The organism is Mesorhizobium sp. W016 (genome assembly GCF_054719485.1).
On record NZ_JBTTIF010000002.1, the window covers coordinates 2015050 to 2041606 of the forward strand.

Here is a 26557-nt window from a genome sequence, read left to right on the forward strand (position 1 = left end):
GCAGTCAGTTCTCGCCGGCGATCAGGCTCTCCAGCAGATCGAGCAATTGCTCGAGCCTCTCATGTCCGAAGCGCTGTTCGATGTCGCGGTAGATGACGAGGCGTTCCGGCGACAAGGCATCGATAAGGGCGGAGCCCGCCGGGGCGATCGTCAGCACGACACGGCGGCCATCGCCTTCCGCCTTGTTGCGGGTGATGAATTTTCGGCCCTCGAGCGTCTTGATGATGCGTGTCAGGCTGGGCGGCAACACCGAAGCGCGATCGGCAAGTTCCGTCGCCTCGACAGGGCCGGCCTCGCTCAGAACGCGCAGCACGCGCCATTGCTGTTCGGTCACATCATGCGCCGCCAGCATTGGACGAAACCGCGCCATCACCACTTCGCGGGCATGGAGCAGCGCCATCGGCAGAGAACGACGGGTGTTTTCAGGCAGCAAGAAGCAGCGTCCCCAATGATGCGGGCGGTCGGCGGGACCGCACGCCAAAACCTGACCTTTCCATCCCGTATCGTCGCCTCAACTTGGATGCAAGGCTTGACTTCAGTGATGCTGCATGTAATTAACGCGTTAACTACAACAGTGGAACAATCCGGGGAACGAGACGCGGTGCCTCACTTTTCCATCGAGTATTCGGCCAACCTCGATGCCAAGGTCGACATGAGCGAATTGTGCGCGCTGGTGTTGCGCACCGTGCTCGGCACCGGGCTGTTTGAAACCGGCGCGGTGCGGGTGCGGGCCTTCCGTGCGGAAGCCTATGCCATCGCCGACAGCCTGCCGGAAAACGCTTTCCTCGACATGTCGTTTCGCATTGGAACCGGGCGCAGCGCCCAGGACAAGAAACGAACCGGGGAGGCGGTCTTCGCCGCGGTGAGCGAATACCTTGGCCCCCTGTTCGAGACCCCGCACTTCGCTCTTTCCCTGGAGATCAGGGAGATCGACCCGGTACTGAGCTGGAAGAAAAACGCAATCCATCCGCGACTGCGCGGCAAGTGACGGAAGCTGATATGTCCGACCTCGAAGGCAATCTGAAAAAGGCCGAGGCCTATCTGGCCCGTTTCAAGCGCGACGGCGTGCTGAACCAGATCGGCGGCGAAGCGGTGCCGGCGGTGGATGGCTCGACCTTCGAGAGCATGTCGCCGGTCGATCTCAAGCCGCTGGCCAAGGTCGCGCGTGGCAGTGCCGCCGATATCGACCGCGCCGCCAAGGCGGCAAAGGCGGCGTTCCCGGCCTGGGCCGCCATGCCGGGCGACGGGCGCAAGAAGCTGCTGCACAAGATAGCCGATGCGATCGAAGCGCGCGCCGAGGAGATCGCCTTCGTCGAGTGCATGGACACCGGCCAGGCGCTGAAATTCATGGCCAAGGCCGCGCTGCGCGGCGCCGAGAATTTCCGCTTCTTCGCCGACCGCGCGCCGGAAGCGCGCGACGGCGAGACGCTGCGCACGACAGGCCAGGTCAACATCACCACGCGCGTGCCGATCGGCCCGGTCGGCATCATCACGCCGTGGAACACGCCGTTCATGCTGTCGACATGGAAGATCGCGCCGGCGCTGGCGGCAGGCTGCACCGTCGTCCACAAGCCGGCCGAATTTTCGCCGCTGACCGCTCGCCTGCTGGTCGAGATCGCGGAGGAGGCCGGCCTGCCGAAAGGCGTGTGGAACCTGGTCAACGGCCTCGGCGAGCACGCCGGCAAGGCGCTGACCGAGCACCCTGACATCAAGGCGATCGGTTTTGTCGGTGAGAGCCGCACCGGCTCGATGATCATGAAACAAGGCGCCGATACGCTGAAGCGCGTGCATTTCGAACTGGGCGGGAAGAACCCGGTGATCGTCTTCGCCGACGCCGATCTCGAACGTGCGGCGGATGCGGCCGTGTTCATGATCTACTCGCTCAACGGCGAACGCTGCACCTCATCGTCGCGGCTTCTGGTCGAAGCCTCGGTCTACGACACATTCACGGATCTGGTTGCGGAGAAGGCAAAGCGCATCAAGGTTGGCCATCCGCTCGATCCCAAAACGGTTGTTGGTCCGCTGATCCATCCGGTGCACGAGGAAAAGGTGCTTTCCTATATCGAGATCGGCAAATCGGAAGGCGCGGTGGTAGCCGCCGGCGGCGACAAGTTCGCCGGTCCGGGCGGTGGCTGCTATGTCAGCCCGACGCTGTTTACCGGCGCCACCAACAGGATGCGCATTGCCCAGGAAGAGATTTTCGGGCCGGTGCTGACCGCCATTTCCTTCAAGGACGAGGCCGAAGCGCTGGCGCTGGCCAACGACACCCAATACGGCCTGACCGGCTATCTCTGGACGTCGGATGTCACCCGCGCCTTCCGCTTCACCGATGCGCTGGACGCCGGCATGATCTGGGTCAATTCGGAGAATGTGCGGCATTTGCCGACGCCGTTCGGCGGCGTCAAGAATTCCGGCATCGGCCGCGACGGCGGCGACCATTCCTTCGATTTCTACATGGAGACGAAGAACATCGCCTTCGCCACTTCAGCGCACACGATCCAGAAACTCGGCGGCTGACCGGAGGACATCGCATGCCACTGCCCAAACCAAACCTCTATCCCGCCTTCAACATCGTGCGCCTCAGCCATGTCGAACTGGCGGTCACCGACCTTGCGAAATCCCGCGCCTTCTATGTCGACACGCTTGGCCTGCAGGTTACCGACGAGACATCGGAAGCCATCTATCTAAGGGCGTTGGAAGAGCGCGGACACCACTGCATCGTGCTGAAGAAGGCCGGCAGCGCTGAAGCCCGCGATCTCGGCTTCAAGGTTTTTTCGGATGAGGATCTCGACAAGGCCGAGCATTTCTTCAAGGCAAAAGGCCTGCCGGTCGAGTGGGTCGAGCGACAGTACCAGTCGCGCACCTTCCGCACCCGTGACCCGCACGGCATTCCGCTCGAGTTCTTTGCCCAAATGGAAAGGCTGCCGCCGATTCATCAGAAATATGCGCTCTACAAGGGCGTGAAGCCGCTGCGCATCGACCACTTCAACTGCTTCTCGCCCAATGTCGACGAGTTCGTCGCCTTCTACAACGAGCTTGGCTTCCGCGTCACCGAATACACCGAGGATGCGAGTAGCGGAAAGCTGTGGGCGGCCTGGACGCACCGCAAGGGCGGCGTCCACGACATCGCCTTCACCAACGGTGTGGGTCCGCGCCTGCATCACGTCGCCTTTTGGGTGCCGACACCGCTCAACATCATCGACCTGCTCGACCTGATGGCGACGACGGGTTACCTCGCAAATATCGAGCGCGGCCCAGGCCGGCATGGCATTTCCAACGCCTTCTTCCTTTATGTCCGCGACCCGGACAATCACCGCATCGAGATCTATTGCTCGGACTACCAGACGGTCGATCCGGATCTGGAGCCGATCAAATGGGACCTCAAGGACCCGCAGCGCCAGACGCTATGGGGCGCGCCGGCGCCGAAAAGCTGGTTCGAGGAGGGCAGCACCTTTGCCGGCGCGGCCGCACGCCAACCGGATTTGACGGCGTCGCCGATCATCGCACCGTGACCACAGACGCGAACCTGACGGAGACCGGGATGACTGCACATGGGCGGCTCGCCACCTTCACTGTCGGCGGCAAGACGCGCTATGGCGCGGTCACAGATAAGGGCGTCGTCGACCTGTCGGCGCGGCACAGCCAGTGGCCGACGCTGCGCGAAGTGATCGAGGCCGGCGTGCTACGGCGGCTGGCGGAAGAGGCCGAAGCCCACGCCGTCGATTTTCCAGTCGACGCCGTCGCTTATGAAATCCCTGTGCCGTCCCCGGAAAAGATCGTCTGCGTCGGCGTCAACTATCCCGACCGCAACGAGGAGTACAAGGACGGCCAGGCAGCGCCCTCCAATCCGTCGCTGTTCATCCGCTTCCCCCGCTCCTTCGTCGGCCACGACGCGCCGCTGGTGCGGCCGCCGGAATCGCCGCAGCTGGACTATGAGGGCGAGATCGTCATCGTCATCGGCAAGGGTGGACGACGCATCGCCGAGAGGGATGCGCTTGACCATATCGCGGCACTATCCCTGTGCAACGAAGGCACCATTCGCGATTGGGTACGGCACGCCAAGTTCAACGTCACGCAGGGCAAGAATTTCGACCGCACCGGCTCGCTCGGTCCGTGGCTGGTGCCGTTCACCGACGAGGCGCAGATTGCCGACATCGCGCTGACCACCCGCGTCAATGGCGAATTGCGCCAGCAGGACCGCACCAGCCGGATGATCTTCTCGTTCCGCAAGATCATCGCCTATGTCTCCACCTTCACCACGCTGGTGCCAGGCGATATCATCGTCACCGGTACGCCGACCGGCGCCGGCGCCCGCTTCGACCCGCCGATCTGGCTGAAGCCGGGCGACGTGATCGAAGTCGAAGCCGACGGCATCGGCGTGCTCCGCAACGGCGTCGTCGACGAGGTAGCATCGTGACCCCCGAGCAAGTTGAAGATGCCGCGGCAAGGCTGTTCGAAGCCGAGCGTTCGCGCCGCCAGATCCGTCTGCTCAGCCTCGATTTTCCCGACGCGACGATGGAGGATGCCTATCGCGTCCAGGCAGCGCTGGTGAAACGCAAGACCGATGCCGGGCTGACCCCGAAGGGCTGGAAGATCGGCCTGACATCGAAGGCGATGCAATATGCGCTCGCCATCGACACGCCGGATTCGGGCGTGCTGTTCGACGACATGTTCTTCAACGACGGCGCGACGATACCCGTCGGCCGCTTCATCCAGCCGCGCGTCGAGGCCGAGATAGCCTTCGTCATGAAGGCGCCGCTGAGGGGCCCAGGCGTGACCATCTTCGACGTGCTCAACGCCACCGATTATATCACGCCGGCGCTCGAAATCCTCGACACGCGCATCGAACGCGTCAATGCCGAGACAAAGAAGGCGCGCACTTTCTTCGATACGATTTCCGACAACGCCGCCAATGCCGGCATTGTCATCGGCGGCCGGCCGCAACGACCCGATGAAGCCGATATGCGCTGGATCGGCGCCATCGTCTCGCGCAATGCGGAGGTCGAGGAGACCGGGCTTGGCGCCGGCGTGCTCAACCATCCGGCGATGGGCATTGCCTGGCTGGCGGACAGGCTCGCCCGCTACGGCATGTCCATCGCGGCCGGCGAGGTGGTGCTGTCCGGATCGTTTGTGCGCCCGGTCGAGGCGCGGCCCGGCGATACGATCGTCGCCGACTTCGGCAGCTCGGGAACGGTCAGCATCCATTTCGCCAAGAGCTGATGGCTCTCATCAGCTCGTCAGTTGGGCTGTTCGCCGCGCAAGTAGTCAATCACCACATCGGCTGCGATGGTCGACATGCGCAAGCCGACATCCCTGGTGATGTCGCCTTCGACGCGGCTTTGCACCCAGCCAAGAAACGCGAAGGCACGCAAGGCGGCGAATAGAGGCAATGCGGCGATGTCCTGCGGGATCAGCGCACGCTCTTGCTGGTAGCCGTCAAGCAAAGCGGTTTCGATCAGCGGGTAGATCGCCTCCTCGCGGTTCTGGTAGAGGGCGACGGCAAGGTCGTACATGTGCCAGCCATGGCCGCAATCATCGAAGTCGATGATGCGCACCGCACCATCATGAATGAGCACATTTTCGCGCACCAGATCGGCGTGGATGATGCCGAAATTGCGCGCGCTGCGCTCATGTTCCGACAGCGCCTTCACTGCCTTCTCGCGCGCCTGCAAGACCAGCGCGCGGCGAGGACCATCGAGAAAGGGCGAGGTCTCGAACCGGCCCCAGACCGGGTTCGCACCGAAGAAGCCGTCGAAGTCCCATGCATGGCGGGCGAAGCCCGCGGGCGGCGCCCACGAGGCAGTGACATTGTGCATATGGGCGATGGTCCGCCCGATCGCCGTGAAGATCTGGATCGACTGGTCGGCCGTGTAGACCAGTGGCACGCCGCGTGCGCCCACGGCGCGGCCCTCCAGCCAGCTCAGGCAATCGGCCTGCCGGGGCTGCGCCGAGGTGGCCGTGCTGACAAGTACGAACGGATCGCCGGCCTGTGTTGCGACGCAAGACGGCGTGGCGACGCCGGCGGATTGCAGGAAGCCCATCCATTGCAGTTCCGAACGCAGCGCGGCGTCCGTGTGGTAGCCGAGCCGGTGGATGCGCATGGCTGCCGGCTGGCCATCCGGCAGCCGCACGCGGAAGACGGCGTTCTCGCGGTGCTTCAGAAGTTCCGGCTCAGAGTTGCGGACGCCCCAATGTTCGAGCGCACGCCTGGCGAGCTCCGTGACATCGGCTGCCGTTTCGGGCTCGGATTGGGTGGAAACAGAATTCACGCCGGCACTCCGCCGACTTCGCCCAGCACCTCGTCCAGCAGGCCGATCAGGAAGTCGGCATTGTCACGCGAGAACGGCATGGGCGGGCGGATCTTGAGCACATTGCCGTGGATGCCGGTCTTGCCCATCAGCACGCCGCGATGGCGCATGCGATTGGCGACCTGCTCGGCAATGTCGGGCGCCGGTTCGCGCGTGTCGCGGTCGTGGACCAGCTCGGCGCCGAAGAACAGTCCGGCCCCCCTGACCTCGCCGATGCACTCATGCCGATCGGCCAGCGGGCGCAGCAGGCCAAGCGCATAGGCGCCGACGTCTTGCGCGTTGGCGACAAGGTTTTCCTGTTCGATGACGTCGAGGACGGCATTGGCGACCGCGCAGGAGACCGGGTTGCCGCCAAAGGTGTTGAAGTAGCGGAAAGCGTCGCGGAAGGTCGCCAGTATCTCCTTGGTGGTGACCACGGCCGCGATCGGATGGCCATTGCCCATCGGCTTGCCCATGGTGACGATGTCGGGGACGAAGCCGGCGCGCTGATGGCCCCAGAAATGGCTGCCGGTGCGGCCGAAGCCGGGCTGCACTTCGTCGGCGATGACCAGACCACCGGCTTCGCGCACGGCCGCCAAGGCGTCGTCGAAAAATCCGGTGGGCAGAGCCGGGAAACCTTCATTGGCGAGCAGCGGACACAAGATGATGCCAGACAGGCCAATGCCGTCCTGTGCCAGCGAAGCGATCGCTTGACGCACGGCGTCGCCAAAGGCCTTGCCATTGGCCATCGCATCGGGATGGCGATAGCTGTCGGGGGCCGGCACCAGCCTGACATGGGGGGCGCGGCCGCGGATCGGAGGCATGCGCGTGCTGAGCTGCGAAACCGCCGCCGTGTTGCCATGATAGGTGGCGTCGGTGGCGATGATGCCCATATTGCCGGAGGCGGCCTGCGCCATGCGCAGCGCGATGTCGTTGGCCTCGCTGCCGGTACAGGTCAGGATTGCGGTGGCGAGGCTTGCATCGAAGGTCGCCGTCAGCCGCTCGACATAGTCGAGAATTGCGGTGTGCAGATAGCGTGTGTGGGTGTTGAGCAGGCTTGCGTGACGGCACAAGGCCTCGACCACATGCGGGTGGCAATGGCCGACATGGGCGACGTTGTTGTAGGCATCGAGATACTTGCGGCCGTCGGCATCGTAGAGCCAGACGCCTTCGCCGCGCACCAGGTGCACGGGCTCGTCGTAGAACAATTGCGATTTCGCGCCGAGCAGGCGGGCACGCCGCTTGACGAGCGCTTCCTCGCTCGGGTTCTTCTCAGATTGGGTCATTGCGTACCAAACTCCATTGCGTCAGCGGGTCCATCAGGTTCTCGACAGACCTGCATCGATGGCCTCGCCGATCTTTGCCACGTCGGCGGCGCCGATGATCAGCGGCGGCGACAGGATGATGTTGTTGCCGGACACGCGCAGCATGACGCCGGCGTCATAAGTGGCTTCCGAAACCACGGCCATGGTCTTCTTGTCCACCGGCTTTTTCGTCGTGCGATCGGAGACCAGCTCTAGCGCAGCCATCAGGCCCTTGTACCTGATGTCGCCGACGATCGCGTGCTTGGCTTTTAGCCCCTCCAGCGTCGCCGCGAGCTCGATGCCGCGCGCGGCTGCGTTCTCGTCCAGGCGAAGCCGCTTGGTCTCGGCAAGTGCAGCCAGCCCTGCCGCGCAGCCGACAGGATGGCCGGAATAGGTATAGCCATGACCGATCGCCCCGAAGCTGGTCTTGTCGGCCTCGAAGACGTCGGCGACCTTGGCGCCGATCAAGGTGGCGCCGAGCGGGAAATAGCCCGAGGTGATCGCCTTGGCGATGGTCATGAAATCCGGCTTCACGCCGGATAGCCGCGAACCCGACCAGGCGCCGGTGCGACCGAAGCCCGTGACCACCTCGTCGGCGATCAGCAGGATTTCGTGGCGGTCGCATATCTCGCGCACCAGCGGCATGAAGCTGTCATGCGGAACGATGACGCCGCCGGCGCCGAGAACCGGCTCCATGATGAAGGCGGCAATGGTGTCGCCGCCCTGGAAGGCGATCTCATCCTCCAGCGCTTTGGCGCACAGTTTGGCCAGCCGCGCCGGATCGGTCTCATCGAACGGATTGCGGAAGGTCCAGGGTGCGGGAATGTGGAAGACGCCGGGCATAAGCGGCTCATAGTTGCGGCGGAAATTGGCGTTGCCGTTGACTGACGCGCCGCCGAAATGGGTGCCGTGATAGCCCTTCTTCAGCGCGAGGAATTTTGTCCGGTCGCCCTGGCCGCGGATCTTCCAGTATTGGCGGGCGAGCCGCAGTGCGGTTTCGACCGAATCCGAGCCGCCCGAGGTGAAGAAGGTCCGCACCATGCCTTCCGGTTCGAACCATTCGCTGAGTTCGTAAGCGAGCTCGATCGATGGGCCGGTCGACGTGCCGCGAAACCCGGAATAGTAGGGCAGGGCGCTGAGCTGGTCGGCGATGGCCTTCTTGATGGGGTCGCAGGAGTAGCCGAGATTGACGTTCCACAGTCCGCCAACCGCATCGAGCACGGTGTTGCCGTCGATGTCGGTGACCATCACGCCTTCGCCTTTCATGATCACCTTTGGCGGGTTGGCCCGCATCTCGGCCGGGTGTGCCATCGGATGCCAGATCGGCTTGGCGTTTTTCTCGGTGAGGAAATTGATGTCGCGCATCGCAAGGCTCCGCAAATGTCTCAGGAGATGAGATCGAAATGGCCGAGGGCCTCGGCATAGGAAAGTGCCGGCCGCGCGACGTCGAAATGAACGGTGCGCATGCCGGCGGCACGGCCGCCATCGACATTGCGCTGCTGGTCGTCAACGAACACACAGGCGCGGGCAGGCAGGCCAAGCGCCTCGGTCACCAAGGCATAGGCGCGCGGATCGGGCTTGAGGATGCGGGTATAGGTGGCGTCGACGATGGTGTCGAACAGTTCGAGCAGCGGCAGCCGCTGACGGAAGCCGGCGCCATAGAACAGATCTAGCTCGTTGGACAGGATCGCCAGGCGAAATCCCGCCGCATGCACGGTCCGGATGGCGCGGACGGCTTCGGGCCGCACGATCTTTTCCGGCTCGGCTCCGCGTGCGCGCTGGACGAATGTCTCCATTGCCTCCCAGTCCTCGCCGACGAGCCGGCCGACTTCGCTGGTGCGGGTGCGCCAATAATCGCGCTCGCTGATGTCGTTGGCCTGCATGGAGCGCCACAGCGGATCTGAATCCGGGTCGAACGGCCCGTGCCATTGCAGCGTTCCCGGCGCGAGGCCGAGCGCCTGTTCGGTCAAGGCATGGGTCTCGAAAAGGGTCCGGGTGACGACGCCGCCGAAATCGAGGACGAGCGCCTGGGCAGGAACAGCGCTCACGCAGCCACTCCCTTGGCCGGCATGCCGCGCGGGATGATGCCTTCCTCGACCCAGCGGTCGAAGATTTCGAGCGCCTTGCCGACGAACTCGTCGCTGTTGATGTGGGCGTCGATCTCGTGGAACTCGACGCCGGCGGGAATGGCCTTGCGCATCTCATCGGTGAACGCCGCGAGGGCTTCGGGTTCGTACAGCGGCTCGCCCTGCGCATCCCATTCCTGGATGCCGCCGGAGGGCAGGATGAAAGCGGAGCGCCCCTTCGACGCACCGAGCTTGGCGGCGATGGTCCTGGCGACTTCACGGCGGTCGGCGGCATCGACGGTGATCGAGCCGATCAACCTGTTATGAGCATGGAATGGCCGCTGCGCGAACTTTGTCGGCAGCGCCTGCCAGGTCGGCAAATCGACCATGTCTACGGCGCCAGGGGCTGCGATCTGCGGAATGCCGCGGGCGCCGGCATTCTCGAGCCGGTCGGCGCCGGAGCTGACGACCGAACCGGCAAGATGATTGGTGATCTCCTGCAGGCTGAAGTCGAACACCGCGCAGAAATGGTCCTGGCTGGCGATCGATTCGAAGGCCCGGCCCCCCATCCCGGTGGTGTGAAAGACTGCGACGTCATAGCCGCGCTGCTCCAACGCCGGCTTCAGCGTCTTCATATAGCGCAGGCAACTGCTGCCCAGCGAAGTCATGCCGATGGTCGGTCCGACCGCCGGGGCCGAAGCACGGGATGCAAGCACGATCCTCGCCGCACCGACCACCGCGCCGCAGGCCTGGGAAAGGACCAGCTTGCAGATGGTGTTGAGGCCGTAGAGCCCGCCTGCCCACAGGATCATCATCAGGTCGGGCGCGACGCGCTCGGGCGGAATGAGATGCGAGTAGGCGATGGTCGAGACGACGAATTTCGGCACGCCGAGCGGCAGGCACAGCGCGACATCGAGCGCCAAATCGGTTCCCATCGAACCACCGATGGCGATGAAGGCGTCGATCTCGCCGCGCTGGTGAAGCTGGCGCACCAGCTGAACGGCGCCGACGGCCATCAATGTCATGGCGGTGTTTTCGTCGCCGCTCGAGACGATTTCGGCCATCGTCACGCCAGCGGCCCGCGCAACGGCATGCTTGTCGTGATCGGGACTATAGGCGGGGGCGCCCAGCACGCTGACATCCATCATCACGGCGCGGCCACCGGATGCCTCGATACACGCTTTCATGAACAGCAGTTCGTCGGTCTTGGTGTCGCCCGTGCCGATGACCAGGATGCGGGGCGTCGCCATATCTGCAGACATCAGGCCTGCCTCCTCAGGGTTTGCAGGTTTTCGCCATTGAGGCGCATCGAAATCTCCCGTGCCGCGGTCACAACCGCAAGCCCTCGTTCCACGATCGTAGCCGGTGTCGTCCTGGCCTTCGGGGCTGCCACCGCAATTGTCCCCAGCGCAAGACCATCGGCGGCGCGGATTGCAGCCGCGACGCCGATCACGCCGTCCTCATGGCCCTGGTCGCAGATCGAATAGCCGCGGTCGCGCGCCTCGCCGATCGACTTTGAAATGGCGGCCGGCTCGACGAGGGTATGATCGGTGAAGGTCTCAAGCGAACCTGTCAGGCATGCTTTCACGGTCGCGTTGTCGGCGAAGGCGAGATAGGCGATGCCGGAGGCGGTGGAATGCAGCGGCAGAAGCTGGCCGACATCGATGTTCACCCGGTTTGCCCAGCTTGAATGCTCGACATAAACGGTGATCAGCCTGTCGACGCCGAATTCCGACAGATGCACCGTCTCGGTTGTCGAACCCGCCAAATCCTGCGCCACGGGAATTGCCGTTTGCAGGAACGGGAAGCAGGCTTCGCGGATACGCGCCAGCCGCGACAGGCCGGCGCCGAGGCGATAGTGCCGCGTGCCGGCATCCTGCTCGACGAAGCCATGGCCGCCAAGCGCCATCAGCAGCCGCCGCGTCGTCGCCTTGTCCAAGGCGCACCGCCGCGCGAGATCGGAAAGTCCGAGCTCGGGCTCGTCCGCCGTGAACAGCTCCAGAAGTGAAATCGCCTTGCCGACCGTACCCATCCAGCCTCCCGCTCGGATAGAAACTTAATGTGTGAATTAACTTGACAGGCATCCGCATTCTTTGCAAGTCTATATTCAAAATAAGGGTTCAAATAATGAACCAATGGCATTCAGGGAACAGGCCGAGCGGCCGCGAACCCAGGGGTTCGTAAGACTGGAGGGACAAATGTCAGCAGTTTCGGAACAGGTGCCCGCCAACAGGCTGCGCAAGAACAGTCTTGGCGTCGGCGCTATCACCTTCATGGTGATTTCGGCGGCGGCGCCGCTCACCGCGGTCGCCGGCGGCACGCCGCTCGGCATGCTTATGGGCAATGGGGCGGGCTTTGCCGGCACCTATCTTATCGTGACCGTGTTGCTGCTGCTGTTTGCGGTCGGCTACGTCGCCATGTCGCGCCATGTCGGCAATGCCGGCGCCTTCTATGCCTATGCCGCGCGCGGGCTGGGCGGTTTTGCCGGCGGCGCAACCGCAATCATCGCGATCCTGTCCTACAACGCCATGCAGATCGGGGTCATGGGCCTGCTGGGGGCCGCGACCGCCGGCCTGTTCGCCGGCTGGGGCATCGACCTGCCCTGGTGGGTGTGGAGCTTCATCGCCGTCGCCATCGTCGCGGTGTTGGGCTACCGCCAGGTCGACCTCTCGGCCAAGATCCTGACGGTGCTGGTGCTGTGCGAATACATCGTGGTGCTGGTGTTAGACCTCGCCATCCTCAAGACCGGTGGCGACAGCGGCCTCTCGGCGGCGCCGTTCAGCTGGAGCCAGATCGTCAGCGGCTCGCCCGCCATCGCCATCCTGTTCTGTTTCGCCGCCTTCATCGGTTTCGAGGCGACGACGATCTACGCCGAGGAAGCCCGCGACCCCAAGGTGACCATTCCGCGCGCCACCTATTTCTCCGTGCTGCTGATCGGCGTCTTCTACATGGTCACGGCCTGGCTGATGGCGGTCGGCGCCGGCGTCGACAAATTGTTGCCGGCACTGCAGGCGCTTCAGGATCCGACGACTTTCCTGTTCGGCCTGTCCGACCGCTACGCCGGAACCATGCTGTCGCACGCCATGGGCATCCTGTTCGTGTCGAGCCTGTTTGCCGGCGTGCTGGCGTTCCACAACGCGGTTGCCCGCTACATCTACGTCTCGGGCCGCGAGAAGCTGTTGCCTGAAGCGATCGGCGTGACGCATTCAGTGCACCAGAGCCCGCATGTCGCTTCCGTCATCCAGAGCGTGTTGGCAGCGATCGTCATCGGACTGTTCGCGATACTCGGCCTCGATCCGGTTCTGGCGCTGTTTTCCTGGCTGACCAATGTCGCGACGCTGGGAGTCATCGTCATGATGGCGGTGGCCTCGCTCGCCGTGGTGATGTACTTCCGCGCCAACCCGTCGACGCAGGAGAATGCGCTGAAGACCACCATCCTGCCTGGGCTGGCCTTCATCGCTTTCGTCGTCATCATCTACCTGATCGTCATTAATTTCGGTGGCCTGTCCGGGGCCGGTGGCTTCCTTGGCGTGTTGCTGCCGGGGCTGGTGCTGATTGCCGCGGTGGTCGGCCTGCTGCTTGCCGGTGCGTTGAAGAGCCGGGATCCGGTTGCCTTCGAAAATCTCGGCGTGCCGCTGAAGGACTAGGACAAAGGACAAGGGGGTAGCGCGTTCGGCGCCGCCCCTTTCCATCGCAAGGGAGTAACGGCGTTGAGCTTTGCCGAGAGCATCACCGTTGAGGCGCTGGAAGCCGATCCGTATCCGATCTATGCGGAACTGCGGCGCAGTGCGCCTGTCGCTTTCGTGCCGGCGGTCAATCTCTGGTTCGTCACCCGCTGGAAGGACGTCGAGACCGTCGCAAAGTCACCCGACATCTTCTCCGCCGTCGTCGGTACGTCTCCGGTCGAACGCTCGTTCGGCAAGCCGACCATCCTGACCACCGACGGCGAAACGCATAGACAGCTGCGCCAAGGCGTCGATCCGAAATACCGGCCGCGCACCGTCGCCGCCTATGCCGGCGATCTCGTACGGTCGATTGCCGAACCTTTTCTAGACCGGATCGCCGAACAAGGCTCCGCCGAGCTGATGGCGGATTATTTCGAGCCGGTGTCGACGCTCAGCCTGGCGCGCTCGCTTGGCCTTGCCGACATCGACATGCCGACGCTGCGCCGCTGGTTCTATGGCCTTGCGCAGGGCGCCATCAATTTCGAGAACGACCCGAAGCGGCAAGAGATCGCCGACGCGATCAGCGCCGAGGTCGGCGCAGCCATCCGGCCGACTCTGGATAGACTGGCGCGCGCCCCCGACGGCTCGGCGCTGTCGCATATGCTGCATGACGGCATGCCGGAAGGCACGACGCGGCCGATCGATTTCTTGATGCCAAGCATCAAGGTCATCCTGCTTGGCGGCATGCAGGAGCCCGGACATGGTGCCGGTTCGATCCTCGCCGGCCTGCTTGCGCATCCCGAACAATTGCGGCAGGTGCTCGCCGATCCCGAGACGTTTGTGCCCAGGGCTGTCGATGAAGGCTTGCGCTGGGTGGCGCCGATCGGCACCCAGACGCGGCAGACGACGCGGGCGGTCGAGCTTGGCGGCGTAACGATCCCTGCCGGCGCCGCGGTCGCTGCACTTGTCTCCTCGGCAAGCCGCGACGAGAGCCGCTTTGCCGATCCAGACCGCTTCGACATCAACCGCAGGGAAGGCAATCATGCCGCCTTCGGCTTTGGTCATCATTTCTGTTCGGGCCGGTTTTTCGCGCGCGAGCAGATGTGCCTTGCATTAAGGCTGCTGCTCCTGCGCTTCCCCGATCTCAGTCTGGTGCCGGGCAAGGTGCCGGTGTTTCGCGGCTGGGAATTCCGCGCGCCAACCACGTTGTATGTTTCCCTGGGAGTCCGCCACCAATGATCAGCCAGAATGCCATCGACGCGCTGCGCAAGACGGAGATCGGCGAGCGGGGCTTGTTTATCGATGGCGTACAGGCCGCAGCGACGAGCGGCGCGACGCTGGCGGTGATTTCGCCGATCGACGGCCGCGCTTTTGCCAGCATCGCCGACGGCAATGCCGCCGACATCGATCGCGCGGTCCGATCGGCGCGAAACGCATTCGAGAAGGGTTTATGGTCACGCGCCGCCCCTGCCTTTCGCAAGAAGGTGCTGACGAAATTTGCCGAGCTGATCGAAAAACATGTCGATGAGCTGGCCGTGCTTGGCGTGCGCGACAACGGCACCGAGATCGGCATGGCCTACAAGGCCGAGCCGCTGTCGGCGGCCGGCACCATCCGCTACTACGCCGAGGCGATCGACAAGGTCTATGGCGAGATCGCGCCGACGGCCGACAATGTGCTCGGGCTGATCCACAGGGAGCCACTCGGTGTCGTCGGCGTCATCGTGCCGTGGAACTTCCCGCTGATGATCGGCGCCTGGAAGATTGCGCCCGCACTGGCCACCGGCAACAGCGTCGTCGTCAAGCCGCCGGAGATCGCCTCGCTGACCTTGCTGCGGCTGGCCGAACTCGCAAGCGAGGCTGGACTTCCCGAAGGCGTGTTCAACGTCGTTACCGGGCATGGTGCTGTCGCCGGCGAAGCGCTTGGCCTCCACATGGATGTCGACGCCATCGCCTTTACCGGATCGGGGCCGGTCGGCCGGCGGCTGCTCGAATACTCCGCCCGTTCCAATTTGAAGCGGGTCTTCCTCGAGCTTGGCGGCAAGTCGCCCAACATCGTCTTTGCCGACGCTCCGGACCTGAAGCAGGCGGCGGTCGTCTCGGCCAACGGCATCTTTCGCAATTCAGGCCAGGTCTGCGTGGCGGGCTCGCGTCTGCTCGTCCAGTCGTCGGTCTATGATCTTTTCATGGACGAACTTGTCTCGGCAACCACGCGGCTCAAGGTCGGCGACCCGCTCGATCTCGCCAGCGATATCGGTGCGGTATCGAGCGCCGAACAGCTGGACAAGAATCTCGGCTTCGTCGCCATGGCGCAAGCCGAAGGCGCCCGTCTCGTCGCCGGTGGCGAACGGATACTGACCGAGACTGGCGGCAGCTACATGGCGCCGACGATCTTCGAGAACGTGACGCAACAGATGCAGTTGGCGCGCGAGGAGGTGTTCGGACCGGTGCTCGGCGTGATGCGCTTCGGGACCGAGGAGGAGGCGGTGCATCTCGCCAACTCCACTGTCTACGGACTTGCCTCGGCGGTGTGGACCGCCAATCTTTCCACGGCCCATCGCATGGTGCGCGCCATCAACGCCGGTGTCGTCCACGTCAACACCTATGGCGGAGCCGATATCACCGTCCCGCTTGGCGGCGTCAAACAGTCCGGTTTCGGCCGTGACAAGTCGCTGCATGCGCTGGAGAAATTTGTCGACCTCAAGACCGCCTGGATTGCGCTCTGAGCCTTGCGGAAAGGCCAGCGTATCTGCTCTTTTCGTCAAGCTTGGCCTCAGAAACGCCACGCTGGTGCTGGTTGGCGGCGATCGCGTCACCGCTATCGGCAGTTCCGACTAGCGTGGTGTCGTGGGTCCTGGTTTTGCGCGGAAAGCCGTGTTGCGGCCGGCCGGTATCACGGCGTCCTACTCCGTTGTGCTCGCTTTTTTTCTGCGCCGATTGGTGTGCGACTGGGCGACGGCCATTCGTAATTCGGGTGTGATCTCCAAAGGCGCATTCTCTGTCCCATGCGGGTCTTGCAGCCCCTGGACGTGGACGGTCGGGAATGGGAGCTCGATGCCCTGCTCCTTGAAGGCCTGGCGGAGGCGCAAAAAGAACCTGCCTTTCATGCTGAAGGCGCCTCCAGGTCTGGTCGTAACCTTGACCCTCAAGACGATGCCGTACTCGCCGAACTCCTGCACGCCCTGCATCTTGATCGGTTCGATCACCCAGTGTTTGAACTCCGGATCTTCGGCCAGTTCCAGGCCAATTCGCTTGATCAGTTTGCGAGCAAAGTCGATATCGGTGTCATAGCCAACGGTGATGTTGAATTTGTCGGTGACCCAGTCACGGCTCTGGTTCTGCACGGCGCCGAGTTCACCGAAAGGTATCGTGAACAGCGGACCACGATGGTGGCGCAGCTTCACCGAGCGCAGCGAAAAGCTCTCCACCGTACCCCTGTAGCTGCCCGATGAAATGTATTCGCCGACACGGAAAGCATCGTCGAGCAGATAAAACACGCCAGAGATCACGTCCTTGACGATGGTTTGCGCGCCAAAACCCACGGCGACGCCGACGACGCCGGCGCCGGCGATCAGCGGGCCGATCTGGATTCCGATCGAAGCGAGCATCATCAGCACCGCCATCACGATGATCACCGCGAGCAGAATGTTCTGAATGATCGGCAACAGCGTGTGCAGCCGCGCCTGATGCGGATCGAGGGTGAGGATGTCCTCCTCGCCCATCACGGCTTGCGGTATCGCGACGCCCAGCTTTCGTTCGATCAAGGCTTTGATGATCGACCAGCCGAAATCGGCAGCAAGGGCAATGACCACGACGTTGATCAAGCCGCGCAATATGAGCATGGTGGTCGTATCGCTGCCGCGCATGGATTGCATGTCCAGGCCCAGTACGCGTGCGAGAAGGTAAGCCGCCGCGAGGATGAAAATCATCCGGATACCGCGATCGATGACAGCGATCGTCACCGCCGGGATCGTCGGCCGGCCCGCATCTTCCGAACCGGGCCGCAGGACGAAATTAACCCCGCGCTCTGTCAGCACAATTGCCAAAGGCAGGAAGAATGCGGTGAAGGTAAACCAGAAGAATGTGTAGAGGCCGGCAATGCGTTCGAGGAACAGAACGACGAAATAAGCCGTCAACAACCATGTCACTGCCGTGTGACCGCTGTGGCGCGCGCCGTCTCGCTGCGTTCTTGGCCGACGCCAAATGGCCAGCAGGAAGAGCAACAGCAATATGAAATCGGCGCCGACGGACAGGACCATCATTCCGTCCTGGTCTATGCCGAGACCCGGCAAGAGGACAAACGCGGCGGCGAAGAAGGCGAAAACGCCGACGATCCGGGGCAGCCAATAAGCCCAATGGTCAGCAGCTCCGTCGGTGATCGGCAGGGCACGAACCTCGATGGCGTGCTCGACCTCCATGAAAGAAGGGACGAGTGTGGCCATCACGTATAGGCGCACAGCCCACGTAAAGACCGCAGCCATCAGAAATGTCAGCACAATCTCGCGGATGAGCGCTGGCCAGTCGAACAGCATGAACGCACCGGCGCTGCCCAGCGCGAACGAGCCGATCATCATGCTGGAATAAAGCGTGCGGCCGCCGATCTTCTTGGCCCGCCCGATGGGCGTATCTCTGGGTTGCGCGATGATCCAAAGACGAAATGGACGGGTGAGCTTGTATATTGCCCAGGTGAGCGCCAGGCCGGCAGCGATAAAGATCGCAATCAGCACCAATATGCTGACGGGGCCCTTGCTGGACATATCGTCCATGGTATTGGCCCGGACGCGCGCGAACTGGTCCGGCAGCGAAGGCAAGGTTCGCACGATCTTTTCGATGTGATGCTTGATCCGATCGAGCGTCGAGGATGCCATAGTATTCATCTGGCCCGGTGCGGCCACGGCGTCGGCCGGCGGAGCGCTAGTCTCGGCAGGCGCTTCCGTCGATCCTGCGCCCTGATTTCGTTGCTCGGCCACCCAGGCCTTCACCGACGGATCGTCGAGAAGCTCGAACAGCTGTTTGACCTTGTCGGGCGTGACGGCGGCCGGTGCCTGGGCCTGTGCCGGACCAGCCAACAGGAGGGCGATGCCAAGGACGAGCGGCCCGGCTATCAGGACGAACATCGCCGTCAGGTTCCCGGGACGCCGTGCCGGGCGCGCCGGCTCCCTGGCCCCCAATCGTCGTTTCATGAGCAGCATCGTGCGGTAACCTTCCGGTCAGATCGGCGAGCAAGGACAGCTATGTCCGTCGTTGCCCCCACCTTTAACAAGCCGATGTTGCGGTGCAAGTCTCATCGCACCTAGACCGTTGGGTAGGGCACCAGGCGACCGGCAAGGCTGTCATCACCAGTGCCAGCGTTGCGCTGCATTCCTTGTCCCGACCACCTAGACCGAGTCGTTGTCGGTCGGGGGTTGCTCCGCGGCGGGAGCCTGTGACCATGCCGCATTGCACAATTTTGCGACCTTGCCCACAATGCACGCATGGTCCGCAGCTCACTCGCCGTCCTGGTCATCGACGAAAACCGTATCCGCGCCGCGATCATCGAGGCAGGTTTGCGCGAGGCCGGCCATGAGCGGGTCACCGTCATCCACGACGTGACCGGCATTGCGCGGCGCATCGCCGAGATCGAGCCGGACGTCATCGTCATCGATCTGGAAAACCCGAACCGCGACATGCTGGAAAACATGTTCCAGCTGTCGCGTGCGGTGAAGCGGCCGATCGCCATGTTCGTCGACCGATCGGACCAGGCATCGATCGAAGCGGCGGTCGATGCCGGCGTTTCGGCCTATGTGGTCGACGGCCTCAGGCAAGAGCGCGTCAAGCCGATCCTGGACATGGCGGTCAGCCGCTTCAACGCTTTCTCGCGCATGGCGCGCGAGCTGGAAGAGGTTCGAGGGGAGCTTGAGAGCCGCAAGGTGATCGACCGTGCCAAGGGCATCCTGATGAAGTCGCGCGGCCTGACCGAAGAGGCCGCCTACACGCTGCTGCGCAAGACGGCGATGAACCAGAACCGCAAGATCGGCGACATTGCCCAGAGCCTGGTGACTGCCGCCGGGCTGCTCGGGCCGTCGGAGGACGAATGAGCATGAGCGCCGAGCACCAGATCACCGCCGGCTTCATGCCGCTCTTCGACAGTGCCGTGCTGGTTGCGGCGGGTGAGCTTGGATTTGCCGCACGCGAGGGCATCGATCTCACACTGCACCGCGAGACCTCCTGGGCCAACATCCGCGACCGCATCGCCATCGGCCATTTCCACCTGGCGCACATGCTGGGGCCGATGCCGCTCGCCTGCAATCTCGGGCTGACGCCGCTTGCTTCCGAGACCATCGTGCCGTTTTCGCTCGGGCTTGGCGGCAATTGCGTCACCATCTCCAACGCTGTCTGGGAAGGCATGGCGGCACACGGCGCCATACCCGATCTCGAGCCCGCGCGCGCGGGCGCAGCCCTCGGTGCCTTCATTCGCGACCGCGCCGGGGCTGGCGGCGATCCGCTGCGCTTTGCCGTGGTGCACCCGCATTCGGGGCATAATTACGAACTGCGCTACTGGCTTGCCGGGTGCGGCATCGATCCGGAGCGCGAGATCGAGATCGTCATCGTGCCACCGCCCTTCATGGCCGATGCGCTGGTCGCCGGGCGGATCGACGGCTACTGCGTCGGCGAGCCCTGGAACAGCGCCTCGGTCGCCGCCGGCACCGGCCATATCGTCACCATCAAGGCGCTGCTGTGGCGCAACAGTCCGGAGAAGGTGATCGGCGTGCGCAAGGCCTGGTCGCAGGAGAACCCGGTCGCGCTGGCAGCATTGCTGCGCGCGCTGCATCATTCGGCGCGCTGGTGCCAGGATCCGGGCAACCACGCCGAACTGGCTGGTGTGATGGCTCAAGCTGGCTTCCTCGGCCTGCCACCAGCTGTCCAGATGCCGATCCTGACCGGCCATCTTGAACTGGGCGGCGGCGCCGAACTGGATGTCGACGACTTCTTCCTGCCCTTCGACAAGGCGGCGAACTTTCCGTGGAAGAGCCATGCGCTGTGGTTCTATACGCAGATGGTGCGCTGGGGGCATGTCGAGCACACGCCGGAAAACCTTGCTATCGCCCGTGACTGCTACCGTCCGGACCTCTACCGCTCGGCGCTAAAGCCGCTTGGCGTTGCACTTCCCGGCGCCAATGCGAAGGTCGAGGGCGCGCTTAAGGTCGCCACGGCTGTCGGTGCGACTGGGGCAGGCTTGGTGCTTGGGCCGGACGGCTTCTTCGACGGTCAGACCTTCGACCCCGACGAGATCGACGGCTATATAGCGCGCCAGAAAGTCGCTCGCGCGGAAGCCTGATCATTCTCGCGCCATTCTTGTGCATTGCACAAAAAATGTGCGTGCGATTGCTGTAATGAACAATCTTTGACCTGCTTGCGATGTCGCCTCGCGTGCCGGCGTCTGGCGCGTAATGTTGATTTCATTTAGGTTTTTCGTTTCACTCAGAACTGGCACGGTTCCTGCTTTGAATTAGCCAGACCCTTCGCGGGTCACGGAACAGGCGTCCAATGGCGGGCGCCACAGGCAAAGCTGCCGCTCAGGTCAACGACGCGATCCCGGATGTACGGACGCGCGAGACCTGGACGGCGGCTTTTTTGTTTTGGGCCACTCGACGAAGCGTTCAACCGGAGATCACGATGAAAGAAAAAATAGGGAAATGGATCGGGACGGGAACATCGCTCAAGGATGTGACGCGCCGCGATTTTCTTGTCAGCAGCGCCATGACGGCCGGCCTGTTCGTGGCGGCCCGCAAGCTCTTCCCCTCGGGCGCCTATGCCGCCACGACCGCTCCGGAGGTCACCGGCGCCAAGCTCGGCTTCATCGCGCTGACCGACGCGGCGCCGCTGATGATCGCCAAGGAGAAGGGGCTGTTCGCCAAGTTCGGCATGCCCGACGTCGAGGTGATCAAGCAGGCCTCCTGGGGCGCGACGCGCGACAATCTGATGCTCGGCGGCGAAGCCAACGGCATCGACGGCGCTCACATCCTGACGCCGCTGCCCTATCTCATGCACACCGGCAAGGTGACGCAGAACAACCAGCCGATGCCGATGGCTATCGTGGCGCGGCTCAACTACGACTGCCAGGGCATTTCGGTTGCGCAGGAATACGCCGGCACCGGTGTCGGCCTCGACGCCTCCAAGCTGAAGGACGCCTTCGCCGCCAAGAAGGCGGCCGGCAAGGAAATCAAGGCCGCCATGACGTTCCCGGGCGGCACGCATGATTTGTGGCTGCGCTATTGGCTGGCCGCCGGCGGCATCGATCCCGACAAGGACGTCTCGACCATCGTCGTGCCGCCGCCGCAGATGGTCGCCAACATGAAAGTCGGCAACATGGACGTGTTCTGCGTTGGCGAACCGTGGAACGAACAGCTCGTCCACCAGGGCGTTGGTTTCACCGCCGCCACCACCGGCGAACTGTGGAAGGGTCATCCCGAAAAGGCGCTCGGCCTCCGCGCCGAATTCATCGACAAATACCCGAACGCCACCAAGGCGATCGTGATGGCCGTCATGGAGGCCCAGCAATGGTGTGAGGCCACGGAGAACAAGGACGAGATGGCCGCCATCATCGGCAAGCGGCAATGGATGAACGTGCCTGTCGCCGACATTATCGGCCGCCTCAAGGGCGACATCAACTACGGCAATGGCCGCGTGGCCACCGGCACTGACCTCTACATGAAATTCTGGAAGGGTGGCGTCTCCTATCCCTACAAGAGCCACGACAGCTGGTTCCTCGCCGAAAACATCCGTTGGGGAAAATTCGCGCCGACCACCGACATCAAGACGCTGGTCGATCAGGTCAATCGCGAGGATATCTGGCGCGAGGCGGCGAAGGATCTCGGCGTTGCCGCAGCCGATATTCCGGCCTCGTCGTCGCGTGGCGTCGAGACATTCTTCGACGGCAAGATTTTCGACCCGGCCAACCCGTCGGCCTATCTCGACAGCCTGAAGATCAAGGCATCGGCTTGACCGGCGCAAACGGCGCGTTGCGCCGTTTGTCGCCCCCAGCGCAACGGCGCTTCGCCGCTTGTCGCCCGCATCGACCCCGGAGTTATACTCAGACATGTCCATCCAAGCCATTGAGGAAACCACGGTGAAGGCGTTCCCCGCGAAGCCTGCCGCGGTCATCGCTTTCACCGCCAAAGCGCGGCGCCGCTTCGACCCGATCGCGATCGCCGGCAGGCTGGCCACCGCCCTGGTGCCGCCGGTCATCGTTATCGCCTTCATGCTGGTCGTGTGGCAGATCGCCTGCTCGTCGCCGACCGCCAGCCTGCCGCCGCCCAGCCAGGTGTGGAACGAGGCCTATGACCTGATCGCGCATCCGTTCTTCAACAACGGCCCGCAGGATATCGGCCTTGCGTGGCGGGTGCTGATCTCTCTGCAGCGCGTCGCCATCGGCTTCGGCCTGGCGGCGATCGTCGGCGTCGCGCTCGGCGCCCTGGTCGGCCAGTCGATCTGGGCCATGCGTGGCCTCGATCCGGTGTTCCAGATACTGCGCACCGTGCCGCCGCTGGCCTGGTTGCCGCTGTCGCTGGCTGCTTTCCGCGATTCCAGCCCGTCGGCGCTGTTCGTTATCTTCATCACCTCGATCTGGCCGATCATCATCAACACCGCCGTCGGCGTGCGAAACATTCCGGAAGACTACCGCAACGTCTCACGCATCTTGCGGCTCAACCAGTTCGAATTCTTCGTCAAGATCATGGTTCCGGCCGCCGCACCCTACATCTTCACCGGCCTCAGAATCGGCATCGGCCTGTCCTGGCTCGCCATCGTCGCCGCCGAAATGCTGACCGGCGGCGTCGGCATCGGCTTCTTCATCTGGGACGCCTGGAACTCGTCGCGGCTGCCCGACATCATCGTCGCGCTCGCCTATATCGGCGTCACCGGCTTCTGCCTCGACCGCCTGGTCGCTGCGGTCGGCGCTTTCGTCACCCGCGGCACAACGGCAAAGTGAGGAGAGGGCGATGACGGCCTATCTGAAGCTCGACCATATCGACAAATCCTTTGCCCGCGGCGGTCAGGTCAGCGAGGTGCTCAAGGACATCAGGCTGACCATCGACAAGGGCGAATTCGTCTCCATCATCGGCCATTCCGGCTGTGGCAAGTCGACCTTGCTCAATCTGATCGCCGGGCTGACCAAGGTTTCCGCCGGCGCCGTGCTGCTTGAAAACAAGGAGGTCGACAGCCCCGGACCCGAGCGCGCCGTGGTGTTCCAGAACCACAGCCTGCTGCCATGGCTCACCGTCTACGAAAACATCAGCCTGGCGGTGTCGAAAGTCTTTGGTCGTTCCAAGAGCAGGACCGAACGGCATGACTGGATCATGCGCAATCTTGATCTCGTGCAGATGGCCCATGCCAAGGACAAGCGGCCGGCCGAAATATCGGGCGGCATGAAGCAGCGCGTCGGCATTGCCCGGGCGCTTGCCATGGAGCCGAAGATCCTGTTGCTCGACGAGCCGTTCGGGGCACTCGACGCGCTGACGCGCGCCCATCTGCAGGATGCGGTTATGGACATCCATTCCCGGCTCGGCTCGACGACGATCATGATCACCCACGATGTCGACGAGGCGGTGCTGTTGTCCGACCGCATCGTCATGATGACCAACGGTCCAGCGGCGACCATCGGTGAGGTGCTTGCGGTGCCGCTGGCGCGGCCGCGTCGCCGCGTCGAACTCTCTTCCGACCGCACCTTTTTGCGCTGCCGCGAAGCGGTGCTGAAGTTCCTCTATGAACGTCACCGCTTCGTCGAAGCCGCGGAGTAACGCCATGACCGAAAAACTCGTCATCATCGGCAACGGCATGGCCCCCGGGCGCATGCTGGAGCATCTGCTCGAACAGGCGCCGGGCCGCTACACCGTGACCATCTTCAACGCCGAGCCGCGGGTGAACTACGACCGCATCATGCTGTCGCCGGTTCTCTCCGGCGAAAAGGCCTATGAGGAAATCATCATCCACGGCGACGGCTGGTACATCGCCAACAACATCACCCTCTACAAGGGTCACAAGATCGTCGCCATCGACCGGGCGGCCAAGACCGTCACCTCCGACCACGGCGTCACCGAGCCTTACGACAAGCTCGTCATCGCCACCGGATCGGTGCCTTTCATCATTCCGGTGCCCGGTCACGATCTGCCGGGCGTGCTGACCTATCGCGACCTCGACGATGTTCAGGCCATGATGCTTGCCGCCCAGTCGCGCGCCAAGGCCGTGGTCATCGGCGGCGGCCTGCTCGGGCTGGAGGCGGCAGCAGGTTTGAACGCCCAAGGCATGGACGTCACCGTGCTGCATGTCATGCCGACATTGATGGAGCGTCAGCTCGACCCCGCCGCCGGCTATCTCCTGCAGCGCGCGGTGGAACAGCGCGGCATCAAGGTCATCACCAAGGCCAACACCCAGGCGATCACCGGCAACGGCAAGGTCGGGCAGGTGGAGCTTGCCGACGGCACTATTATCCCGGCAACGCTGGTGGTGATGGCGGTCGGCATCCGGCCGAATGCGGCGCTGGCCAGAGAGGCCGGCATAGCCGTTAATCGTGGTATCGTCGTCGATGCCGGCATGCGCAGCAACGACCCCGACATCTACGCGCTCGGCGAATGCGCCGAGGTCAACGGCCAGGTCTACGGGCTGGTCGCGCCGCTCTACGAGATGGCGCGTGTTGCCGCGAGCCAGTTGGCCGGCAACGAGGCAGCGGCCTTCGTCCACATGGACACGCCGACCAAGCTCAAGGTCACCGGCATCGACCTGTTCTCGCTTGGCGACTTCGCCGAAGGCGAGGACCGCCAGGAGATCGTGCTGCGCGATGCCGCCGCCGGCGTCTACAAGCGCCTTGTGCTCAAGGACGACCGCATCATCGGCACCGTGCTTTATGGCGAGACGGCGGATGGGGCCTGGTTCAACGATCTCAAGAAGAAGCAGACCGACATATCGGAGATGCGCGACACGCTCATCTTCGGCCAGTCCTACCAGGGGGGTGCCCCGCTGGACCCTATGGCGGCCGTTGCAGCCTTGCCGGATGATGCGGAAATCTGCGGCTGCAACGGCGTTTGCAAGGGCAAGATCACCGGCGCGATCACGGCCAAGGGCCTGGCTTCGCTCGACGACGTGCGCGCCCACACCAAGGCATCGGCTTCCTGCGGTTCGTGCACCGGGCTGGTCGAGAAGCTGATGGTGCTGACCATCGGCGACAAATACAACCCGGCCGCCGTGCAACCGATGTGCGGCTGCACCACGCTCGGCCATGACGAGGTGCGCCGGCTGATCATCGCCAAGAGCCTGAAGACCATTCCCGCCGTCATGCAGGAGCTGGAATGGACGACCTCCTGCGGCTGCGCAAAATGTCGGCCGGCGCTCAACTACTACCTCGTCTGCGACTGGCCGAACGATTACGCCGACGACTATCAGTCGCGCTTCATCAACGAACGCGTCCACGCCAACATCCAGAAGGACGGCACCTATTCGGTGGTGCCGCGCATGTGGGGCGGCGTCACCAACGCCGCCGAACTGCGCGCCATCGCCGACGTCGTCGATAAGTTCGAGATACCGATGGTCAAGGTCACCGGCGGCCAGCGCATCGACATGCTGGGCATCCGCAAGGAGGATCTGCCGGCGGTGTGGGCCGATCTCGGCCAGGCCGGCTTCGTCTCAGGCCATGCTTACGCCAAGGGCCTGCGCACGGTGAAGACCTGTGTCGGCTCCGACTGGTGCCGCTTCGGCACGCAGGATTCGACCGGCCTCGGCATTCGCATCGAGAAATTCATGTGGGGCTCGTGGACCCCGGCCAAGGTTAAGATGGCGGTGTCGGGCTGTCCGCGCAACTGCGCCGAGGCGACCTGCAAGGATGTCGGCGTGATCTGTGTCGACAGTGGCTACGAGATCCATTTCGCCGGCGCCGCCGGCCTCGACATTAAGGGCACCGAAGTGCTTGGCCTGGTCAAGACCGAGGACGAGGCGCTGGAGCATATCGTCGCGCTGACGCAGATGTATCGCGAGCAGGGCCGCTATCTCGAGCGCATCTATAAATGGGCCAAGCGCATCGGCATCCCCGAGATCAAGCGCCAGATCATGGACGACGGCGCCAAGCGCAAGGCCTATTACGAACGCTTCGTCTTCAGCCAGAAATTCGCCCAGGTCGACCCGTGGTCGGAACGCGTCTCCGGCAAGGACAAGCACGAGTTCCGGCCAATGGCTTCTGTCGGGTTTGCGCAGGCGGCGGAGTGATCAAA

At 63.6% G+C, this 26557-nt stretch carries 22 protein-coding genes; 14 read left to right on the forward strand and 8 right to left on the reverse strand.

Annotated features, from left to right (window positions below; genetic code table 11):
* Positions 1 to 4: 4 nt before the first annotated feature.
* A complete protein-coding gene (gene hpaR, locus ACYG9V_RS10120) occupies positions 5 to 400 on the reverse strand; it encodes a homoprotocatechuate degradation operon regulator HpaR (RefSeq protein ID WP_023695202.1) in 396 nt (131 codons plus the stop codon).
* A gap of 201 nt (positions 401 to 601) precedes the next feature.
* Between hpaR and ACYG9V_RS10125 the strand changes: the two genes are divergently transcribed.
* The 5 genes from ACYG9V_RS10125 to hpaH are packed head-to-tail and all read left to right on the forward strand — an operon-like array spanning position 602 to position 5220.
* Positions 602 to 988, forward strand: coding sequence for a 5-carboxymethyl-2-hydroxymuconate Delta-isomerase (locus tag ACYG9V_RS10125; RefSeq protein ID WP_023686935.1), 387 nt, complete (start codon positions 602 to 604; stop codon positions 986 to 988).
* 11 nt (positions 989 to 999) lie between these two features.
* The gene (gene hpaE, locus ACYG9V_RS10130; protein ID WP_023745659.1) at positions 1000 to 2517 is read left to right on the forward strand and encodes a 5-carboxymethyl-2-hydroxymuconate semialdehyde dehydrogenase; all 1518 of its coding nucleotides are present in this window, start codon (positions 1000 to 1002) and stop codon (positions 2515 to 2517) included.
* A gap of 14 nt (positions 2518 to 2531) precedes the next feature.
* Positions 2532 to 3512, forward strand: a complete 981-nt coding sequence (hpaD, locus tag ACYG9V_RS10135; protein ID WP_460221945.1) for a 3,4-dihydroxyphenylacetate 2,3-dioxygenase — start codon at positions 2532 to 2534, stop codon at positions 3510 to 3512.
* A gap of 29 nt (positions 3513 to 3541) precedes the next feature.
* Entirely contained in the window at positions 3542 to 4417 is an 876-nt protein-coding gene (locus tag ACYG9V_RS10140) for a fumarylacetoacetate hydrolase family protein (protein ID WP_352762886.1), read from the forward strand.
* Positions 4411 to 5220, forward strand: a complete 810-nt coding sequence (gene hpaH, locus ACYG9V_RS10145) for a 2-oxo-hept-4-ene-1,7-dioate hydratase (RefSeq protein WP_023710038.1) — start codon at positions 4411 to 4413, stop codon at positions 5218 to 5220. Before ACYG9V_RS10140 ends, hpaH begins: the two co-directional genes overlap by 7 nt.
* A gap of 17 nt (positions 5221 to 5237) precedes the next feature.
* Here the strand turns inward: hpaH and ACYG9V_RS10150 are convergent, their stop codons facing one another.
* From ACYG9V_RS10150 to ACYG9V_RS10175, 6 genes are read right to left on the reverse strand one after another with little or no spacing between them, the layout of a single operon-like run.
* Entirely contained in the window at positions 5238 to 6269 is a 1032-nt protein-coding gene (locus ACYG9V_RS10150) for a phosphotransferase enzyme family protein (RefSeq protein WP_023830398.1), read from the reverse strand.
* A complete protein-coding gene (locus ACYG9V_RS10155; RefSeq protein WP_352762884.1) occupies positions 6266 to 7573 on the reverse strand; it encodes an aminotransferase class III-fold pyridoxal phosphate-dependent enzyme in 1308 nt (435 codons plus the stop codon). The genes ACYG9V_RS10150 and ACYG9V_RS10155 overlap by 4 nt, the downstream gene beginning before the upstream one ends.
* Positions 7574 to 7606: 33 nt before the next feature.
* On the reverse strand, positions 7607 to 8956 hold the full coding sequence (locus ACYG9V_RS10160; RefSeq protein ID WP_023738351.1) for an aminotransferase class III-fold pyridoxal phosphate-dependent enzyme: 1350 nt from the start codon (positions 8954 to 8956) through the stop codon (positions 7607 to 7609).
* A gap of 20 nt (positions 8957 to 8976) precedes the next feature.
* Positions 8977 to 9639 (reverse strand): HAD family hydrolase, encoded by a 663-nt coding sequence (locus ACYG9V_RS10165; RefSeq protein ID WP_023820914.1) that lies wholly within the window; start codon positions 9637 to 9639, stop codon positions 8977 to 8979.
* Entirely contained in the window at positions 9636 to 10919 is a 1284-nt protein-coding gene (locus ACYG9V_RS10170; protein WP_023686943.1) for a Tm-1-like ATP-binding domain-containing protein, read from the reverse strand. Before ACYG9V_RS10170 ends, ACYG9V_RS10165 begins: the two co-directional genes overlap by 4 nt.
* Entirely contained in the window at positions 10919 to 11689 is a 771-nt protein-coding gene (locus ACYG9V_RS10175) for an IclR family transcriptional regulator (protein ID WP_352762880.1), read from the reverse strand. Before ACYG9V_RS10175 ends, ACYG9V_RS10170 begins: the two co-directional genes overlap by 1 nt.
* A gap of 166 nt (positions 11690 to 11855) precedes the next feature.
* On the opposite strand from ACYG9V_RS10175, the gene ACYG9V_RS10180 reads away from it, so the two are divergent.
* From ACYG9V_RS10180 to ACYG9V_RS10190, 3 genes are all read left to right on the forward strand, one after another.
* The gene (locus tag ACYG9V_RS10180; protein WP_352762877.1) at positions 11856 to 13304 is read left to right on the forward strand and encodes an APC family permease; all 1449 of its coding nucleotides are present in this window, start codon (positions 11856 to 11858) and stop codon (positions 13302 to 13304) included.
* A 63-nt stretch (positions 13305 to 13367) separates the two neighbouring features.
* A complete protein-coding gene (locus ACYG9V_RS10185) occupies positions 13368 to 14561 on the forward strand; it encodes a cytochrome P450 (RefSeq protein WP_023738356.1) in 1194 nt (397 codons plus the stop codon).
* A complete protein-coding gene (locus ACYG9V_RS10190; RefSeq protein WP_352762875.1) occupies positions 14558 to 16045 on the forward strand; it encodes an aldehyde dehydrogenase in 1488 nt (495 codons plus the stop codon). The genes ACYG9V_RS10185 and ACYG9V_RS10190 overlap by 4 nt, the downstream gene beginning before the upstream one ends.
* A gap of 177 nt (positions 16046 to 16222) precedes the next feature.
* Here ACYG9V_RS10190 and ACYG9V_RS10195 read toward each other — a convergent pair whose 3' ends face one another.
* Positions 16223 to 18511, reverse strand: a complete 2289-nt coding sequence (locus ACYG9V_RS10195; protein ID WP_352625477.1) for a mechanosensitive ion channel family protein — start codon at positions 18509 to 18511, stop codon at positions 16223 to 16225.
* A gap of 282 nt (positions 18512 to 18793) precedes the next feature.
* Here ACYG9V_RS10195 and ACYG9V_RS10200 point away from each other — a divergent pair, with 282 nt between their 5' ends.
* The 6 genes from ACYG9V_RS10200 to nirB all read left to right on the forward strand — a co-directional run bounded on the left by ACYG9V_RS10200 (position 18794) and on the right by nirB (position 26552).
* Positions 18794 to 19396, forward strand: coding sequence for an ANTAR domain-containing response regulator (locus ACYG9V_RS10200; RefSeq protein ID WP_023667842.1), 603 nt, complete (start codon positions 18794 to 18796; stop codon positions 19394 to 19396).
* Between the two features lie 2 nt (positions 19397 to 19398).
* A complete protein-coding gene (locus ACYG9V_RS10205; RefSeq protein WP_027050164.1) occupies positions 19399 to 20637 on the forward strand; it encodes a CmpA/NrtA family ABC transporter substrate-binding protein in 1239 nt (412 codons plus the stop codon).
* A 338-nt stretch (positions 20638 to 20975) separates the two neighbouring features.
* Positions 20976 to 22304, forward strand: a complete 1329-nt coding sequence (locus ACYG9V_RS10210; RefSeq protein WP_023667844.1) for a CmpA/NrtA family ABC transporter substrate-binding protein — start codon at positions 20976 to 20978, stop codon at positions 22302 to 22304.
* 94 nt (positions 22305 to 22398) lie between these two features.
* Positions 22399 to 23289, forward strand: a complete 891-nt coding sequence (gene ntrB / locus ACYG9V_RS10215) for a nitrate ABC transporter permease (protein WP_023682697.1) — start codon at positions 22399 to 22401, stop codon at positions 23287 to 23289.
* Positions 23290 to 23299: 10 nt separating this feature from the next.
* Complete coding sequence (locus tag ACYG9V_RS10220) at positions 23300 to 24097, forward strand: ABC transporter ATP-binding protein (RefSeq protein ID WP_023682696.1); 798 nt, start codon at positions 23300 to 23302, stop codon at positions 24095 to 24097.
* Between the two features lie 4 nt (positions 24098 to 24101).
* The gene (nirB, locus tag ACYG9V_RS10225; RefSeq protein ID WP_023692254.1) at positions 24102 to 26552 is read left to right on the forward strand and encodes a nitrite reductase large subunit NirB; all 2451 of its coding nucleotides are present in this window, start codon (positions 24102 to 24104) and stop codon (positions 26550 to 26552) included.
* The last annotated feature ends 5 nt before the right edge of the window (positions 26553 to 26557 follow it).